Below are 16,289 nucleotides of genomic sequence, written 5' to 3' on the forward strand. Positions count from 1 at the left end.
GTGTTTAATCGTCTGTGTTTTCAGCGCGTTTTAATAGTTTTTCGTTTTGTTGTTTACTGGCTTTGGCACCTAAGGTCTTTAACGTTTCAACACGCTTAATTAGATTTCCTTTTCCAGTAAGTTTAATCATGGCGTTTTCGTAAGATTTCTGAACCGTTCCTATTTGGTTTCCAACCTTGATAAGTTCTTCGGTTAAATTTACAAAAGAATCGTATAATCTTCCAGCCTGGGTTGCAATTTCAATAGCATTGGCTTTTTGTTTTTCATTTTGCCACATGCTATCAATTGTTTTTAATACGGCAAGCAAAGTGGTTGGTGTAACAATAATAATATTTTTTTCGAAAGCATCGGAATATAATGCAGGATATTCTATAGAAGCAATTGCAAAAGCCGATTCTATTGGGATAAATAGTAAAACAAAATCAGGACTATCCATCTCGTAAATTTGATGGTAGTTTTTCTCCCCCAATTCACTGACACGTTTTCTTACAGAGAGAATGTGGTTTTTTAAATGGGTTCCTTTTTCTAAGTCTTCTACTTCGTTTATATAACGTTCATAAGCAACCAAAGACACTTTAGAATCTACAATCAATTTTTTATCTCCTGGTAAGGAAATTATAACATCTGGCATGACACGCTTTCCAGTTTCTGTAGTAAAACTTTGTTGCACAAAATATTCGCTGTCTTTTGTTAATCCACTGCGTTCTAAAACACGCTCTAAAACCAATTCCCCCCAATTTCCTTGCATTTTAGAATCGCCTTTCAAAGCTTTGGTTAAATTATTGGTTTCTTTACTCATCTGTTCGTTGAGCTCTTTTAAACCTAGAATTTGTCTACGTAAATCGGCACTTCTGGTAATATCTTCCTTATTGGTTTCTTCAACACGTTTTTCAAAATGCTTTATTTTTTCTTCAAGTGGTTTTAAAATAGCATCTAAATTGTCTTTGTTTTGAGTGGTGAATTTCTTCGACTTTTCTTCTAAAATTCTATTGGCTAGATTTTCAAATTCCTTAGAAAATTTTTCTTGTAGCTTTTCTACTTCGGCTTTTTGTTCTTGTAATTTCTCTTGAAGATTATCGAATTCCGTATTGCGTCTGGTTAGCTGAGAATTTAGGAAATATCTATCATTGCGAATATCGTTTCGCTCATCTTCCACTTTAGAAATATTATTTTTTAAATCAAGAATAGAATTATTTAATTGATTCTGACGTTCTTCAAGTGTGCTCCTTTCACTTTTACTCTTTAGCTTGTTAAAAGCCATGCCAATATAGGTACCAAGGCCACCAGAAACAAGAATGGCTAGAATAAGAATAAGGTTGTTGGTCATGTAAGGAAATTGAATTTCATCAAAGATAAAAAAAATTGGATGTAAGTCAGATTACTAAATACAGAAGATTTGTAAATGAGATTAAAAACTTAGATTTATAGAATTGAGACAGCTAATGAAAGACTGAATACTATTTCTTCACCCTAAAACTGCCTGTTTTTTCATCGAAAACAATTAAATCTTTTGGGAAGAGGGTTTCGAAAGTTCCTTTTGAAATAAGGTTGCAAGGAGAATCTGTAACCACATTATCTTTAGTCATAACTATCATTTTATCGCATAGTTGAATGGCTAAATCTATTTCATGTGAAGAAAATAAAATGGTTTTCCCTGTATCTTTTACCAATTTCTGAAGCAATTTTAAAATATAGGCTTTATGATACATGTCTAAATGGGTGGTAGGTTCGTCCAGAATAATTAAATCGGTATCTTGAGCTAAAGCACGTGCAATTAATGTTTTTTGAAGTTGTCCATCGCTTAATTCGAAACACCTTTTATGTTTTAATGCTTCAATATTTGTAAGCTCTAAGGCTTGATTTACTATATGGATATCTTCAGAAGATAAATTCCCAACCCAATTGGTATAAGGATGCCTTCCCAAAGCCACCAACTCAAAAACGGTTAGGTTTTTTGAGGCAATAGGTTCCGTGAGAACAAGGCTCATGGTTTTTGCTAAATCTTCAGGTGTATGTTCAGAAAGTAGCTTGTTATTAATAAAAATCTCACCACTTAAACTATTTTGAACATTTGTAAGGGTTCGTAATAAAGTTGATTTTCCAATACCATTCCCACCAACCAAACCAATAAGCTCTCCTTTTTCAAGGTGAATATTGATGTTGGAAGCAATAACAGATTCTTTCTTTTTAGATTTATAACCTATAGAAAGGTGTTCTGTTTGTAAAATGATATGTTGGTTTTGTTCAGTCATTAAAAAATCATTTTCCGTTTCCTTACCAACAACCAAATAACCACTGGAGCACCAATTAGAGAGGTAATAGCATTAATTGGTAATGTGTAATCGCTTGTTGGTAGTTGTGCAATACTATCACAAATTAGCATCACAATAGCGCCAAATAAGAAAACTGCTGGTAATAATATTTTATGATTAGAAGTATTAAAAATCTGTCTAGTTAAATGCGGAATGGCTAAACCAATAAATGCGATTGGGCCAGCAAAAGCAGTAATCGTTCCAGCTAAAAAACTTGTTGCAATGATTATTAATAAACGACTTTGTTTAATGTTTAATCCCAAACTTTTAGCGTAGTTTTCTCCAAGTAGTAAGGTGTTTAAGCCTTTAATAGAAATGATGCTTAGAATAATTCCGATGCAATAAATAATAAAGAAAACACCAAGTTCACTCCAAGATAAGTTTCCTAAACTTCCAAATCCCCAAAAAATGTATTGTTGTAATTGTTCTGCAGAACTAAAGTAGGAGAGAACACTAACAACAGCAGATGTTATGCTCCCAAACATCAATCCAATAATTAAAATAGCCATCGTGTCTCTTACTCTAGAAGACACTATTAATACAGCCAATAAAACTAGAAAACTTCCTAAACTTGCGGCTATTACAATACTCCATTTGGAGATTAATAGGGTTGCGAAAATTCCTCCAAAAATTCCTGAACCTAAAATAACCAAGGCAACACCTAAACTTGCTCCAGAAGTAATACCAAGAACAAACGGTCCAGCTAAGGGATTTCTAAAAAGCGTTTGCATTAATAGTCCGGAGATTCCTAATCCAGAACCTACCAAAATGGCAGTAAAAGCTTTTGGTAATCTATAGTTTTGAATAATATAGTTATCTGTGGTACCAATTAAACTTTCAAAAATTGTTTTAAAAGGAATAGAAACGGAACCCAAACTAATATTTGCAAAAAAGCAGATAATTAATACAAGTATCAAAACTAAAAAAGGAATTTTATATGTGCTGGTTTTTTGCAATTAGTCTAATTGTTTAAAGAAAAATGGTTGGTAGCCTGGTAATAATTCTGGATGACAGATTTTAATAATGTCTTTTAGTACCAAGTCGGGTCTGGCTATTCCTAATTCATAATATAAAACACCTCCAGTTGCTCCAGTTGTATTTGCTGAATTGTAAATGGTTTTATTTTGAAAGGCATCAAAATTAGTGTAATGTTCGTTGGCTTTTTCTAAAGCTTCGTAAGATGTGTAATAAGATGGATTGATCCAAATATCGGCGTTTTTAGCTTTATCATAAACAACCTCAAAATTTAGGGATAAACTTCCACTTCCTTCAGTTTCCTTCCATAAATAATTTACGTTGGCATCTTTTAAAATTTGTGCTTCTGTACTAGTACCATTAGGTAAATACCAAATATCTTTATACATGGCGCCACTTAGAATGGTTGGATAGTTTTTAGCATTTGAAGCCAGGGATTTAGCTTCTAAATAATTTTTTTCAATCGATTTAAAAACGGAATCAGCTTCTTTTTGTTTGTTATAAAGAACACCAAAAAACTTGATCCACTCTGCTTTTGCTAAAGGAGAATGTTCTACCCAGTCCCCATTAAAAACCACTGGAATACCTGATTTTTTAATGGTTTCGAAGGATTTATTATTTCCGTCAATTCCAAAGCCAATAACAACGTCTGGTTGTATTTCAAGTAGAACTTCGGTGTTAATACCTTCGTTTTTACCTAATTCTCTAATAGTGCCATTATCAATTCTTACTCTTGTTTTTTCAGATGAAATATAATCTGTTCCGGGGAATCCAACTAAGGTTTCTTCAACGCCTAAAAGTTCCAATGCTGGAATGTGTGTGGTTGATGTTACAACCATTTTTTCAATAGGAATGGTGATAATTCCATCAAAATCAGCTTTGTTTAAAGTGATTTTAGGAGCCATGTTTTTATCAATTAAAGCATACTTATAGGTCTTCTCAGCTTTTGGCCAAGGACTATTAATAGTTAAAGTTGTGAAATTTTCATGGTGTGTTATTTCAAATCCTTCTGCATAGGATAAAGTTACCGGGGTCGAATCTAATTCAATAACAGGAATAGAATCTTTGTTCTTGCAATTATATAAAAGGAGACAAAGACTAATTAAAAGATATCTAGAAATCATAATTTATGTAACATTTGTAACTGTATATTGAAACTAAGGTTTCTAATTTTGCAAAAAATAAAACCATGAGAGACGGTTCAAATTTAACAATATATATAGTAGGTGGAATCATAATATTCCATTTTTTAATTGGGTTTATTTATCTCATCTATAAGCTTACTAAGAAAAAGTAACTTTTAATTAGATATACATTTTAATTAAATTACTTTTGCAGAGAATTTTGGTTCCTATCAAATTTATTTGAGGGATTAAAAGGGAATCTGGTGCGATTTTTATAATCCATTCCAGTACTGTTCCCGCAACTGTAAGCTACAACGCTTCATGTTAAACTTCAAGTCACTGTCCAATTTTGGGTGGGAAGACCAACATGAAGACGCAAGTCAGGAGACCTGCCATTTTCATCAACTTAATTTAAAAGTTTTCGGGAAAAGAACTTTAAGGATATGAAACAGGTTTTAATTTTTTTTCTTTTTTGTCAGGTAAGTGTTTGGTCTCAAGCACCATTAGATTCTATACAGAATCTGGACGAAGTTGTTTTAAAATCCGATAGGTATTTAGAAACATTTTCAGATACACAACTAACTCAAGTTTTTAATGATAGTGTCTTAGTTAGAAGCGCTTCATCTTTAACACAATTGCTTAATAATAATGCCTCCATTTATTTTAAAGAGAATGGTTTTGGTATGGTTTCTTCACCTTCTTTTAGAGGAACTACAGCACAACAAACAGCAGTTATTTGGAATGGGATTAATATCAATTCTCAATTTAATGGGCAGACGGATTTTAATACGATTAACATCCGGAATTTCGATAACATAACCGTTAGAAGTGGAGGAGGAAGTGTGCTTTACGGAAGTGGCGCCATTGGTGGGACTATTCATTTAAATAACGATTTAATATTTAATGCTGGATTAGAAAATAGTCTTTACGTTGGATATGGAAGTTTTAATACTTGGGATGTTGGATATAACGGAAGTATGTCTTCCGAAAATTTTTCTGTTGAAGTTGGTTTAAGCCGAACGAGTTCTTCTAATAATTATCCTTATGTAGATAGCGAAAAAACCAATTTGAACGGGGAATTTAGGAATGCTACATTTTCAGCAAACATTGGTTATAAAATAAATGATAAGAATGTTCTTAAGCTCTACAGTTATGTGTTCGATTCTGAACGTCATTTTTCTTTAATATTCCCTTCGGAAACACCTACAAAATATCAAGATTTTAATACGAGAGCGCTTTTAGAATGGCAAGGTTTTTACGGAAAGTTTATTTCCACATTAAGAGTCGCAAATATTACTGAAAAGTATAAGTATTTTTCAAATATAGATAAGAACACCTTTAGTTTTGGGGAAGCAACATCATATATTGGAAAGTATCAGTTAGATTATCAAATTTTTAAGAAAGCCAATGTACAAGGTGTTTTAGATATTAATTATACAAATGGAGAAGGTTCGGATATTGCCGAAAATAATCGTACTATTTCTGGTTTTAGCTTATTGTATAAGCAGACTTTCAAAAAGTTTTTATTTGAAGGAAGCTTAAGAAAAGAAATTACAACTAATTACGAAAGTCCGTTGTTGTATAGTCTAGGACTACAATATAGAATAACGCCTTTTTACACCGTAAATATTAATGGATCTAAGAATTTTAGAATTCCTACTTACAACGATTTGTTTTGGTTTGGAAGTGGGAATCTCGATTTAAACCCTGAAACTGCAAATCAATACGAATTAGGGAATGAATTAGAATTCAATAAATTCTCTTTTTCAGTTGTTGGTTTTTATAACGATATCGAGAATATGATACGTTGGCTTCCATCAGGAAGTGTCTGGAAACCTGTAAATACGGATCATGTAATAAGTTATGGAGTAGAAGCTGAATTGCAGGTCGAGCAACAATTTCAATCTCATATCCTAACATTGTCAGGAACCTACGCTTATACGGTTTCAGAGAATCAAGAAACCAAAAAACAACTTATTTATGTGCCATACAATAAGGCTACAGCCATCTTGAATTATCAGTACAAACGGTTGTCTGCTTATTACCAAACGATCTATGTTGGAGAGGTGTTTACTTTGTCAGATAACAATCCGAAGTATGTATTAGATCCTTATTTATTATCTAATGTTGGTGTAGAATATGCTTTAGGGAAAAACTTTCAATATACTTTTGGAGCTCAAGTCAATAATATTTTTAACGAAAACTATCAGAGTGTAGCAGACCGCTATATGCCTGGTGTTAATTATAATTTTTATATAAACCTTAATTTTTAAAAAAATGAAAAACGTATTTAAACTTTTAACTTTAATCTTTTTATGTGGATTTTTAGCCACTTCTTGTAGTGATGATGACGATTTTATCGATTCACCTGAAATTGCTCCTTTAGGGGATTATGAAAACGGTATTTTAGTAAGTGCAGAAGGAGGTCCAGCTTCCGTATCTTATATTTCTAATGATTTTTCTACAACAGAAAATGATATTTATTTTAATGTAAATAATGAGCAATTAGGAGTTTATTTGCAATCTATAGGTTTTAATGGAGGCCAAGCATATATTGTTTCAGATAACGTAAATATTATCAATATTGTTGATCGTTATACCTTTGTAAAAGAAGGTTCTATAACGGCTGGTTTGCATACACCAAGATATATGGCCTTTTTAAATGGCAAAGGTTATGTAAGCAATTGGGGAGATGGAACTGATACAAGCGACGACTATATTGCCGTGATAAATTTATCGACCAATTCAGTTGAAACAACGATTCCTGTTGGAGAAGGACCAGAACAAATAATTGCTAATGGAAATGAATTGTATGTTTCTCATAAAGGGGGTTATAATTCTAACAATATTATTTCAGTAATAAATGCATCAACAAATGCTGTTTCTACAATTACTGTTAATGATGTTCCAGATGAAATGATTGTGAACAACATGGGAGAATTAATGGTTTTATGTGAAGGAAAACCAGCTTGGACAGGAGATGAAACTACGGCCTCGATAGCTAAAATCGATATGTCAACAAATACAGTAACTGATAATATGACTTTCGCAAGTGGTGTTCACCCTAGTCAAATGAGTTATGATAATGGAAATGTGTATTATCAATCTAATAATGAAGTTTTTGTTATGAATGAAACTGCTACTTCATTACCAATGTCTTCAATTATTAATTTAGGAGTCATTACAACTTATGGAATGGCCGTGAATAATAACATGTTATATATAACAGATGCTAAAGATTATGCATCTTTAAGTGATTTGCTTGTTTACGATTTAACCTCAAATGCTTTAGTCCATACTTTTGAAGTTGGAAAAATTGCTTCAAAAATATATTTTAATTAAAGTCAATTAAATTAAAGATGTTAGACCTGCCAGGTTTTTAAAACCTGGCAGGTCTTTTTATTTCTAATCAACATACATCCTATTTTTTGTTAAAGTAAAATCTTTACTGTCTCCAACTATTTCTTGAGAACTGTAAGGAGGCAAGGAGATTCTGCCATTTTCAAGAATGTGTTGTAGAGCAATAGCTAAAAGAGTTTCTTCAGGATTTCCTAAAACACCTAAATTTCCATAATTTTCTTTTGCTGTAAAATCCGGCTCAAGGCCATCAATATAATCTGTATTACCAACCGAGTTTAAGGTTTTTAAAACCAAGGGTTGCATGGCATAGGTGTGAATAGGATTAACATCGCTACTACTAAAATCGGGGGAATCATACAAAGTGATGGACGCTTGATATTTTCCAGTGGTTGTGGTTCCAATTTGAACCACATTGATATAAGGGTTCAGGCAATTAATTACCAATTCGCTAGCCGAAGCTGTACTTAAAGATGTTAGAATATAAACCTTTCCAAGATTTAAACTGTTTAATGTGCTTCCATCGTCATTATCTGTAAAATTATTGATTAAATCACTTGGGTCTAATTGCGCTTGAATCTCACTATTCCACTGATTTGTATTAAAAACCTGTCCAGTAAATTGTCCTGTAATCATACTAGACAACAAAATAGCTGTATTTACAGAGCCTCCAGAATTATACCTTAAATCTAAAACTAGATTCTGAATGTTCTGAGATTTAAAATAATTAAAGTTGTCATTTAATTGCGTGTCGAAATCTCTTGTAAAGCCATTGTACATTAAATAACCCACATTTTGGTTTGCTACTTGAAGTACTTCTGAAATAAAAATAGGATTCTCTGTATAAGGCGCTTTCGATAAGTTTACACTTTGATTTATTGGATCAATGGAATCATCATCTGTTTCAGGAGTTCCATTATCGTTATAAGTAGCTAGGTTGATGGTATAATTATTCGGACTTAATAAATTTATGTAATTACTTACATTTATAGAAACACCATCAATGGCATGAAAGATCATTCCTCTTTGCAAGCCTTTACTTTCAGCATCCGTATTGGGTAACACATAACGTATATAACCAAATACTTCAGAGCTTGTACTGGAAAACCTAACCAAGCCAAATTCCATCCCATTATTATAAGTAGTTCCATTAAGTTGCTGTTGTAGTTCAATATAATTATCGGTAATCCAGCTAAATCTATCAATAGTTTGTCTTTGGTATAAGAGGCTTTCAAAACATGCTTCAGGGGAAGAAAAACTATTTATGAAAGTGTCATATTCAGAATCATTAAACCTATTGTTGGCTAAATTGGGAACGTCGTCTTTATATACATAATAAGCATTTAAGCCCTTCCAAACAAAGTCGTTTAAATCTGTAGTAGAAACGGGATTGTCGTCCAGATCTTCAAAACATCCAACGGTTAAAAAAGAAATTGAGAATAGTAAAATAAATAATTTTTTAGGTTTCATATTGATATAGCGACTTTTCTTTCATGGAAATAGGAATAAAAGTACTTACTTTATCTTAGACTAAAAATTTTTTGTAACAAAACAAGAAGTACATCGTCGTAATAATAAGCAGGCATAAACCAACTTGTTACAAACCAAACAAAACTATGACACAGGCAGAATTTTTAAATATTGTCATGCCGTTTAAAGATAAGGTCTTTCGTTTAGCGAAACGCTTATTGGTTTCGAGAGAAGAAGCTGAAGATGCTACTCAAGAGATTTTGTTGAAATTGTGGAATAATAAGACAAAAATTGGAGAGTATAAAAATGTGGAAGCATTTTCTATGACAATGACTAAGAATTTTTGTTTGGATAAATTAAAATCCAAACATGCACAGAATTTAAAAATTGTACATAGTAATTATCAAGACCATAATACGTCTTTACAAAAGCAGATAGAATTAAATGATAGTGTTAATTGGGTAGCAAAAATTATAGAGAATTTGCCAGAACAACAAAAAATGGTGATTCAATTAAGAGATATAGAACAATACGATTTGGATGAAATAGCGAAAATGTTAGATATGAATAATACAGCAGTTAGAGTGGCTTTATCCAGAGCAAGAAAATCAATAAGAGAACAATTAACCAATACGCATAGTTATGGTACTAAATAATATAGAAAAGTTACTTGAAAAGTACGAAAACGGTGAAACAAGCCTAAAAGAAGAGCAAGAGTTAAAAAACTATTTTTCTCAGGAAACTATTGCACCACATTTAGAAATGTATAAGCCCATGTTTGCTTATTTTTCAATTAGTAAAAAAGAAACGTTTACCAAAGGCGTTCCATTAAAAACTAGAAAAATCTTCGATTATAAATGGATTTCGGTAGCAGCAGTAGCGGTTCTTATGTTAGGTTTCTATTTTGGTAAGCCTATGTTTCAACAAGAAGATGATTTAGGAACTTATGATGATCCCATGATGGCTTATAACGAAGTAGTTAAATCTTTAGAATTAATTTCTAATAGTTTAAATAAAGGAACTGGAAAAATTAGTTACCTCGATCAGTTGGATTCTGGTATTTCTAAGATTAGTTACTTAAGCGAAATGGAAACTAAGAGTAAAATAATTTTTAAATAATAAAAAAGAATAAAATGAAAACAATAAATAAATTAAAAACAAATACAATGAAAAATAAAGCAATCCTTTTTTTAATGGCAATTATGTTATTACCATTAACCTCCATGGCACAGGATATTTTTGCTAAATACAGCGATAATCCAGAAGTAACTTATGTGTCTATTAAACCTAAAATGTTTCAAATGTTAGCTAAAATGGATATCAATTCGGATGATCCAGAAGCACAAGAGTATCTTGATATGGTAAACAGTATTACCAGTTTTAAAGTTATTACAACAGGTAATAAAGCTATTTCTGGAGATGTTACCAAATGGGTTCAATCTCATAAAAATGCCCTTGAAGAATTGATGGTAGTAAAAGATAATGGTGTTAACATGACATTTTATGTGAAACAAGGTAAAGATGAAGACCACGTAAGTGAATTCTTAATGTTTGTTGACGGTTTAAGTGCTGTTACTAAAGATATGGATGTAAACATGAATGGCGAAAAACGCGAGTTCGAAACAGTTGTTGTGTCTTTAACAGGTGATATCGATTTAAACCAGATTTCAAAGCTTACTCAAAAAATGAACATCCAAGGTGCTGAGCATTTAGAGAAAAAAAATAAAAAATAAGCCCCATGAATCAATCAATCAAAAAATATATCTTCGGTTTACTAACATGTGTTATGCTAGTAAGCTGTAATAATGGCGAATCTTTACAAACGTATTTTGTAGACAATCAGGAAAAAACAGATTTTATTTCTGTAGATATTCCAACGACAATTGTAAATCTTGATGAAGCTAGTTTATCAGAAGATCAAATGGAAGCCTATAATTCGGTAAAAAAATTAAACTTTTTAGGTTTTAAGCTTACAGAAACTAATCAAGAGACTTATGCTCAAGAACTTTCTAAAGTAAATGCCATTTTAAATAACGAGAAGTACATTGAACTTATGGAAGTTAATGATCCTGCAGCAAAAATAATTGTTAAATATATTGGTGACGATGATATAGCCGACGAGTTTATCGTGTTTACTAGCTCTAAAAATATGGGTTTTGGTATTGTTAGAATTTTAGGAAACGATATGCGTCCAGAAAAAATGGCAACCCTTGTAAGTGCAATTCAAAATGCAGATATAGATAGTTCTCAATTTGAAAGTATTACTGGTTTTTTTAAATAAAAGAGATTCGTAGATTAAAGTAAAATGGCTCCTAAATAACTTAGGAGCCTTTTTGTTTTATAACATGTCGTCTTGTTCGAGTGTTATTTCTATGAATCTGGTTTATTAGAGGCATCAACTTCATCTTTATCAAAGAAATGCTTGTTTCTAAATAAATTGAATACAACCAATAAAAACAATATAATGAGTACTGCTACAATTACAAAATTATCTAAAATCCCTATAATTCCAGATATAGAAAACCCTAAAGCTACGATGACACAAAGAATTAAGGATTGTTTGTCTGTAAAGATCATATTCCAGTATAATTACTTGGAGTTATTGCTTTAAGCTCTTTTTTAATAAGTTCTGAAACTTCTAAAGTGTCTATAAAATTAGAAATAGACGCTTGGTTGATTTTCTCATTGGTTCTAGTCAAACCTTTTAAGGCTTCATATGGATTAGGATAGGCTTCACGACGTAAAATAGTTTGAATAGCTTCTGCCACTACAGCCCAATTATTTTCTAAATCTTCAGCAAATTTACTTTCGTTTAAAAGTAATTTATTCAAACCTTTTAAAATAGATTTAAATCCAATAAGCGTATGTCCAAAAGGAACTCCAACATTACGTAAAACAGTACTGTCTGTTAAATCTCTTTGCAATCTTGAAATTGGGAGTTTAGCCGACAAATGTTCAAATATAGCATTTGCAATGCCTAAGTTTCCTTCGCTATTTTCAAAGTCAATTGGGTTTACTTTATGTGGCATCGCAGAACTACCTACTTCCCCAGCTTTAATTTTTTGTTTAAAATACTCCATGGACACATAGGTCCAGACATCTCTATTTAAATCTATTAAAATAGTATTGATACGTTTTAAACAATCAAATAAAGCGGCCATATGGTCGTAATGCTCAATTTGAGTTGTAGGAAACGAATGTTGTAAACCAAGCTTTCCTTGAACAAAATTCTTTCCAAAAGCTCTCCAATCTATATTTGGATAAGCTACTTTATGTGCATTGAAATTTCCAGTTGCTCCACCAAATTTGGAAGCACTTGGAATGTCGTTTAGTAAATTGAATTGTTCTTCTAGACGAACTACAAACACCTCGATTTCTTTTCCTAATCGCGTAGGAGAGGCTGGTTGTCCATGAGTTCTGGCTAACATTGGAATATTTTCCCAGTCTTTAGACAAGTCTTTTAATTTATTGTGAAGAATATAAAATTCAGGCACATAAACATCATTCATAGCTTCCTTAATACTTAAAGGAATAGCTGTATTATTGATATCTTGAGATGTTAAACCGAAATGAATAAATTCTTTATATTCTGAAATACCTAAAGCTTCAAACTTATCTTTTATAAAATACTCAACAGCTTTTACATCATGATTGGTTACTTTCTCAATCTCTTTAATAGCCGATGCATCTATCGTTGTAAAATTCTTATAAATAGCGCGTAACTCTTCAAATAAATTAGAATTAAAGCTTTCAAGTTGAGGTAGAGGTTGCTCGCAAAGTGCAATAAAATATTCTATTTCTACTTGAACGCGATATTTTATTAGAGCTTCTTCTGAAAAATAAGGCGCTAATTCGTTTACTTTATTTCTGTAACGACCATCGATTGGAGAAATAGCATTAAGAGATGTTAAAGACATGTTTTGTGTGGTTTTTTAAAGATGCAAAGATAATGAAATGATTTGCGATAGACGATTTATGATTTATGAATTTTGAAGTAATTCTATTGCTTCTTAATATTCTTGAGAATCTGCTTGGCTCTTGCTTTAAATCCGGAACTTTGCATTTGGAAATCACGATCTATAATGGTTACTAATTCCCGATGGATCCAGTCAAATTCCTTTCCAAATAGGTAAAGTGTATTCATGGAATAGGCTTTTGGTGCTATTTTTTCATCGTTAATCATATAGTCAAAACATGTTTCAATAATGCGTTCCTTATGAATGGTTTTCAACTTTACTTGCATATTGTTTTCTTGTTTTGAAAAATAAGCTTTAGCCACATATTCACATATTTTAGCAACTGGTCTCACAGCGGGATCTAAATGAACTTTGTTGATATTCTCCGTAAAAACATCTAAGTAAGGAAGGAGGAGGTCTAAATTCTCATTAAAAACAAACTCTAAAACCCAAGCGGCTCGACATGAGATTTTATCGTCAACCATAAAGAGAATCTCAATTAAATCTGGCAGAAATTCTGGATTGTTAATTATAAGATTCGCATAATAGGAACGTTTTTCACGGGTGTGGTTGACATAATTTAATTCGTTGTAAAGTTGTTCTTTAGTCACTATAAATTCTTACTTTTATTTTTTAAAATTAATCAAAATGAAAATCATTAAAAAAATATTACTGCTTTTACTTATTGTATTTGTTGTGGCTCAGTTTTTCGGGCCAGATAAAAATCAAGGAGATCTAGTTTCTATTGAACCTTTTCTAGCTGAAACGAATCCTCCAGAAAGCGTAAAAGTTATTTTAAAGGAAAGTTGCTATGATTGTCATTCAAATGTAACGCGATATCCTTGGTACAATAATATTACTCCAGTAAATTACTGGATGGCTGACCATGTTAAAGATGGGAAAAAACATTTTAATTTTTCTAATTGGGAAGGTTTATCTGTAAAGAAAAAAGATCATAAGTTTGAAGAATTAATTGAAATGGTTGATGAAAGAGAAATGCCTCTGCCTTCATATACTTGGACACATACAGAAGCTAAACTATCAGATGCACAAATAGATGAAATAGTTGAATGGGCACAACAAGTACGTTTTAAGTATAGTTTATTACCTAAACCTGAATAAAAGCCCCATTGTCTTTCAGACATTTCCCCAAAGGGGAAAACAAAAATCAAAAAAAGTTAATGCATAAATATATTTATATAATTCTTCATAATATTTGATAGATTCTAACAACATAAATTCTCTCCCTTTGGGAGAGATGTCCAACGGACAGAGAGGGCTCTTAATTATTGGTTTTGTTTGGCCAGAGCCCAAAAGTTCGGCTGCAGGAAGCAGGATGTTACAATTAATTGAGATGTTTCAATCCGATAATTATCATGTTACCTTTGCAAGTCCGTGTGCAAAAAGTGATAATGCCTTCAATCTTGAATCTATTGGTGTTAAACAGATTCACATAGTCCTTAATAATTCCAGTTTTGATGAATTTGTTAAAGAACTAAACCCCAATGTGGTTCTGTTCGATAGATTTATGATGGAAGAACAGTTTGGATGGCGCGTTGCAGAAAATTGCCCGAATGCCTTGCGATTAATCGATACTGAAGATTTGCATGGTTTAAGGAAAGGAAGATATCAAGCTTTTAAGGATAATATGCCATTCGATAAAGGGTATTTACTTAATGATACTTTTAAACGTGAATTAGCAAGTATTTACAGAAGTGATTTAAGTATTATTATTTCAGAATACGAGATGCAGTTATTAACGTCTGATTTAAAAGTGAATTCTTCCCTGCTTGCCTATGTGCCTTTTATGCAGGATAAATTGACGGAATTGACAATTGAAACTCTTCCTGAATTTGAGGAAAGACAGCATTTTATAACAATCGGAAATTTTTTACATGCACCGAATTATCAATCGGTTTTATATTTAAAAGAAACCATTTGGCCTAAAATTAGAAAACAACTTCCAAAGGCTGAATTACATATTTATGGCGCTTATGCATCTCAAAAAGTAACACAATTACATAATGAAAAAGACGGATTTCTTATAAAAGGATTTGCAGAGCAGGTTAAAGATGTTATGCAAAAAGCAAGAGTTTGTTTAGCGCCTTTACAATTTGGAGCTGGATTAAAGGGTAAATTAATTGATGCTATGGAAAGTGGTACACCCTGCATTATGTCCAATATAGCAGGAGAAGGCATGTTTGGCGATTTTGATGCTAATGGGTTTATAATTGATGATCCAGAAGAATTTGCCAATCAAGCTGTTAGTTTATATACTAATGACCTAATTTGGAAAGAAAAGCAGGAAAATGGATTCAAAACCTTTAATGGCAGATTCAATAAGGAAACCATACAATTAGAAGTGATTACTCATATAAATGCCACTATTACAAACTTGAAACATCATAGACAGCAAAATGTTATTGGTCAAATGCTAATGCATCAAACATTGCAGAGTACCAAATACATGAGCAAATGGATAGAAGAGAAGAATAAGTAATTAACTTCTCCATTTAATATTACAACCAATACTAGGTTTTTGAGTTCGTGTATTTTCCTTTTTATCAATTAAACAAAGTATGGCATGTCGTAAATCTGTTCCAGTTGAAGGAATTTTATTTCCTGGCCTTGAATCGTCTAATTGTCCTCGGTAAACTAATTTTAAGTCCTGGTCGAACACATAGAAATCTGGTGTGCAAGCAGCATCATAAGCTTTTGCTATTTTCTGAGATTTATCGTACAAATACGGAAAAATAAATCCTTCATCGATAGCATTTTGCTTCATCTTTTCTGGTGAATCTTCAGGATAATTCTCGACATCGTTACTCGAGATAGCAATAAAATTAACACCTCCACTTTTATAGTTTTTTGCTATATCGCTTATTTCCTTAGATACATGCTTTACAAAAGGACAATGATTGGATAAAAACATGATGACTGTTGCGTTTATTCCTTTTAATTCGTTTAAAGAATATTGGTTTTCTGAAACTGTATCAATTAAATTAAAATCTGGAGCTTGAGTCCCTAAAGGAATCATATTTGAAGGTGTATTGGCCATTATTATATTTTTTATTTAAAAAATTAAATTACAATTT

17 protein-coding genes and 1 riboswitch are annotated in these 16,289 nt (G+C 31.9%); of the genes, 8 read left to right on the forward strand and 9 right to left on the reverse strand.

The features are described from left to right. Positions 1 to 4 precede the first annotated feature (4 nt). The 4 genes from IEV77_RS16485 to IEV77_RS16500 form a co-directional block, all read right to left on the reverse strand. On the reverse strand, positions 5 to 1,327 hold the full coding sequence (locus IEV77_RS16485; RefSeq protein WP_188466830.1) for a DNA recombination protein RmuC: 1,323 nt from the start codon (positions 1,325 to 1,327) through the stop codon (positions 5 to 7). 130 nt (positions 1,328 to 1,457) lie between these two features. After that, positions 1,458 to 2,252, reverse strand: a complete 795-nt coding sequence (locus tag IEV77_RS16490) for an ABC transporter ATP-binding protein (protein WP_188466832.1) — start codon at positions 2,250 to 2,252, stop codon at positions 1,458 to 1,460. Further along, positions 2,252 to 3,268, reverse strand: coding sequence for a FecCD family ABC transporter permease (locus IEV77_RS16495; RefSeq protein WP_188466834.1), 1,017 nt, complete (start codon positions 3,266 to 3,268; stop codon positions 2,252 to 2,254). Before IEV77_RS16495 ends, IEV77_RS16490 begins: the two co-directional genes overlap by 1 nt. Beyond that, entirely contained in the window at positions 3,269 to 4,411 is a 1,143-nt protein-coding gene (locus IEV77_RS16500) for an ABC transporter substrate-binding protein (RefSeq protein WP_188466836.1), read from the reverse strand. It lies immediately after the preceding gene. Between the two features lie 204 nt (positions 4,412 to 4,615). Further along, positions 4,616 to 4,822: riboswitch (cobalamin riboswitch) on the forward strand. Positions 4,823 to 4,854: 32 nt separating this feature from the next. On the opposite strand from IEV77_RS16500, the gene IEV77_RS16505 reads away from it, so the two are divergent. Together IEV77_RS16505 and IEV77_RS16510 are read left to right on the forward strand one after the other, a co-directional pair. Continuing rightward, positions 4,855 to 6,684: a TonB-dependent receptor plug domain-containing protein gene (locus tag IEV77_RS16505; protein WP_188466838.1), complete on the forward strand. Its 1,830-nt coding sequence runs from the start codon at positions 4,855 to 4,857 to the stop codon at positions 6,682 to 6,684. A gap of 4 nt (positions 6,685 to 6,688) precedes the next feature. Next, positions 6,689 to 7,753 (forward strand): YncE family protein, encoded by a 1,065-nt coding sequence (locus IEV77_RS16510; RefSeq protein WP_188466840.1) that lies wholly within the window; start codon positions 6,689 to 6,691, stop codon positions 7,751 to 7,753. A 63-nt stretch (positions 7,754 to 7,816) separates the two neighbouring features. On the opposite strand, the gene IEV77_RS16515 is transcribed toward IEV77_RS16510, so the two are convergent. Beyond that, complete coding sequence (locus IEV77_RS16515) at positions 7,817 to 9,238, reverse strand: GFO_1087 family putative carboxy terminal peptidase (RefSeq protein ID WP_188466842.1); 1,422 nt, start codon at positions 9,236 to 9,238, stop codon at positions 7,817 to 7,819. Positions 9,239 to 9,384: 146 nt separating this feature from the next. Here IEV77_RS16515 and IEV77_RS16520 point away from each other — a divergent pair, with 146 nt between their 5' ends. From IEV77_RS16520 to IEV77_RS16535, 4 genes are read left to right on the forward strand one after another with little or no spacing between them, the layout of a single operon-like run. Then, a complete protein-coding gene (locus tag IEV77_RS16520; protein WP_188466844.1) occupies positions 9,385 to 9,894 on the forward strand; it encodes a GFO_1088 family ECF-type sigma factor in 510 nt (169 codons plus the stop codon). Then, a complete protein-coding gene (locus tag IEV77_RS16525; RefSeq protein WP_188466846.1) occupies positions 9,881 to 10,357 on the forward strand; it encodes a PG0215 family putative anti-sigma factor in 477 nt (158 codons plus the stop codon). Before IEV77_RS16520 ends, IEV77_RS16525 begins: the two co-directional genes overlap by 14 nt. 47 nt (positions 10,358 to 10,404) lie before the next feature. After that, a complete protein-coding gene (locus IEV77_RS16530) occupies positions 10,405 to 10,971 on the forward strand; it encodes a GFO_1090 family protein (RefSeq protein ID WP_188466847.1) in 567 nt (188 codons plus the stop codon). A gap of 5 nt (positions 10,972 to 10,976) precedes the next feature. Further along, positions 10,977 to 11,519, forward strand: a complete 543-nt coding sequence (locus tag IEV77_RS16535; protein ID WP_229736703.1) for a GFO_1091 family lipoprotein — start codon at positions 10,977 to 10,979, stop codon at positions 11,517 to 11,519. 89 nt (positions 11,520 to 11,608) lie between these two features. On the opposite strand, the gene IEV77_RS16540 is transcribed toward IEV77_RS16535, so the two are convergent. The 3 genes from IEV77_RS16540 to IEV77_RS16550 form a co-directional block, all read right to left on the reverse strand. After that, positions 11,609 to 11,815, reverse strand: a complete 207-nt coding sequence (locus IEV77_RS16540; protein ID WP_188466849.1) for a hypothetical protein — start codon at positions 11,813 to 11,815, stop codon at positions 11,609 to 11,611. Further along, a complete protein-coding gene (gene purB / locus IEV77_RS16545) occupies positions 11,812 to 13,155 on the reverse strand; it encodes an adenylosuccinate lyase (protein ID WP_188466851.1) in 1,344 nt (447 codons plus the stop codon). Before purB ends, IEV77_RS16540 begins: the two co-directional genes overlap by 4 nt. An 83-nt stretch (positions 13,156 to 13,238) precedes the next feature. Beyond that, positions 13,239 to 13,805 carry an adenylosuccinate lyase gene (locus tag IEV77_RS16550; protein ID WP_188466853.1) on the reverse strand — a complete coding sequence of 189 codons (567 nt, stop codon included), beginning with the start codon at positions 13,803 to 13,805 and terminating at the stop codon, positions 13,239 to 13,241. A 37-nt stretch (positions 13,806 to 13,842) separates the two neighbouring features. On the opposite strand from IEV77_RS16550, the gene IEV77_RS16555 reads away from it, so the two are divergent. Continuing rightward, positions 13,843 to 14,316 carry a heme-binding domain-containing protein gene (locus IEV77_RS16555; protein WP_188466855.1) on the forward strand — a complete coding sequence of 158 codons (474 nt, stop codon included), beginning with the start codon at positions 13,843 to 13,845 and terminating at the stop codon, positions 14,314 to 14,316. A 94-nt stretch (positions 14,317 to 14,410) separates the two neighbouring features. Next, entirely contained in the window at positions 14,411 to 15,694 is a 1,284-nt protein-coding gene (locus IEV77_RS16560; protein WP_308419231.1) for a glycosyltransferase, read from the forward strand. On the opposite strand, the gene IEV77_RS16565 is transcribed toward IEV77_RS16560, so the two are convergent. After that, on the reverse strand, positions 15,695 to 16,252 hold the full coding sequence (locus IEV77_RS16565; RefSeq protein WP_188466857.1) for a thioredoxin family protein: 558 nt from the start codon (positions 16,250 to 16,252) through the stop codon (positions 15,695 to 15,697). It abuts the gene before it with no gap. Positions 16,253 to 16,289: the final 37 nt, after the last annotated feature.

Origin of the sequence: Xanthomarina arctica, from assembly GCF_014638915.1 — a bacterium.
In the GTDB taxonomy this organism is placed as follows: Bacteria; Bacteroidota; Bacteroidia; order Flavobacteriales; family Flavobacteriaceae; genus Xanthomarina; species Xanthomarina arctica.

Bases quoted from the DNA above. Each gene is read 5' to 3' on its own strand.
- IEV77_RS16505 (WP_188466838.1), top strand. From the start codon at position 4,855: ATGAAACAGGTTTTAATTTTTTTTCTTTTTTGTCAGGTAAGTGTTTGG.
- IEV77_RS16500 (WP_188466836.1), bottom strand. From the start codon at position 4,411: ATGATTTCTAGATATCTTTTAATTAGTCTTTGTCTCCTTTTATATAAT.
- purB (WP_188466851.1), bottom strand. From the start codon at position 13,155: ATGTCTTTAACATCTCTTAATGCTATTTCTCCAATCGATGGTCGTTAC.
- IEV77_RS16535 (WP_229736703.1), top strand. From the start codon at position 10,977: ATGAATCAATCAATCAAAAAATATATCTTCGGTTTACTAACATGTGTT.
- IEV77_RS16510 (WP_188466840.1), top strand. From the start codon at position 6,689: ATGAAAAACGTATTTAAACTTTTAACTTTAATCTTTTTATGTGGATTT.
- IEV77_RS16520 (WP_188466844.1), top strand. From the start codon at position 9,385: ATGACACAGGCAGAATTTTTAAATATTGTCATGCCGTTTAAAGATAAG.
- IEV77_RS16565 (WP_188466857.1), bottom strand. From the start codon at position 16,252: ATGGCCAATACACCTTCAAATATGATTCCTTTAGGGACTCAAGCTCCA.
- IEV77_RS16555 (WP_188466855.1), top strand. From the start codon at position 13,843: ATGAAAATCATTAAAAAAATATTACTGCTTTTACTTATTGTATTTGTT.
- IEV77_RS16490 (WP_188466832.1), bottom strand. From the start codon at position 2,252: ATGACTGAACAAAACCAACATATCATTTTACAAACAGAACACCTTTCT.
- IEV77_RS16540 (WP_188466849.1), bottom strand. From the start codon at position 11,815: ATGATCTTTACAGACAAACAATCCTTAATTCTTTGTGTCATCGTAGCT.
- IEV77_RS16485 (WP_188466830.1), bottom strand. From the start codon at position 1,327: ATGACCAACAACCTTATTCTTATTCTAGCCATTCTTGTTTCTGGTGGC.
- IEV77_RS16515 (WP_188466842.1), bottom strand. From the start codon at position 9,238: ATGAAACCTAAAAAATTATTTATTTTACTATTCTCAATTTCTTTTTTA.
- IEV77_RS16525 (WP_188466846.1), top strand. From the start codon at position 9,881: ATGGTACTAAATAATATAGAAAAGTTACTTGAAAAGTACGAAAACGGT.
- IEV77_RS16530 (WP_188466847.1), top strand. From the start codon at position 10,405: ATGAAAAATAAAGCAATCCTTTTTTTAATGGCAATTATGTTATTACCA.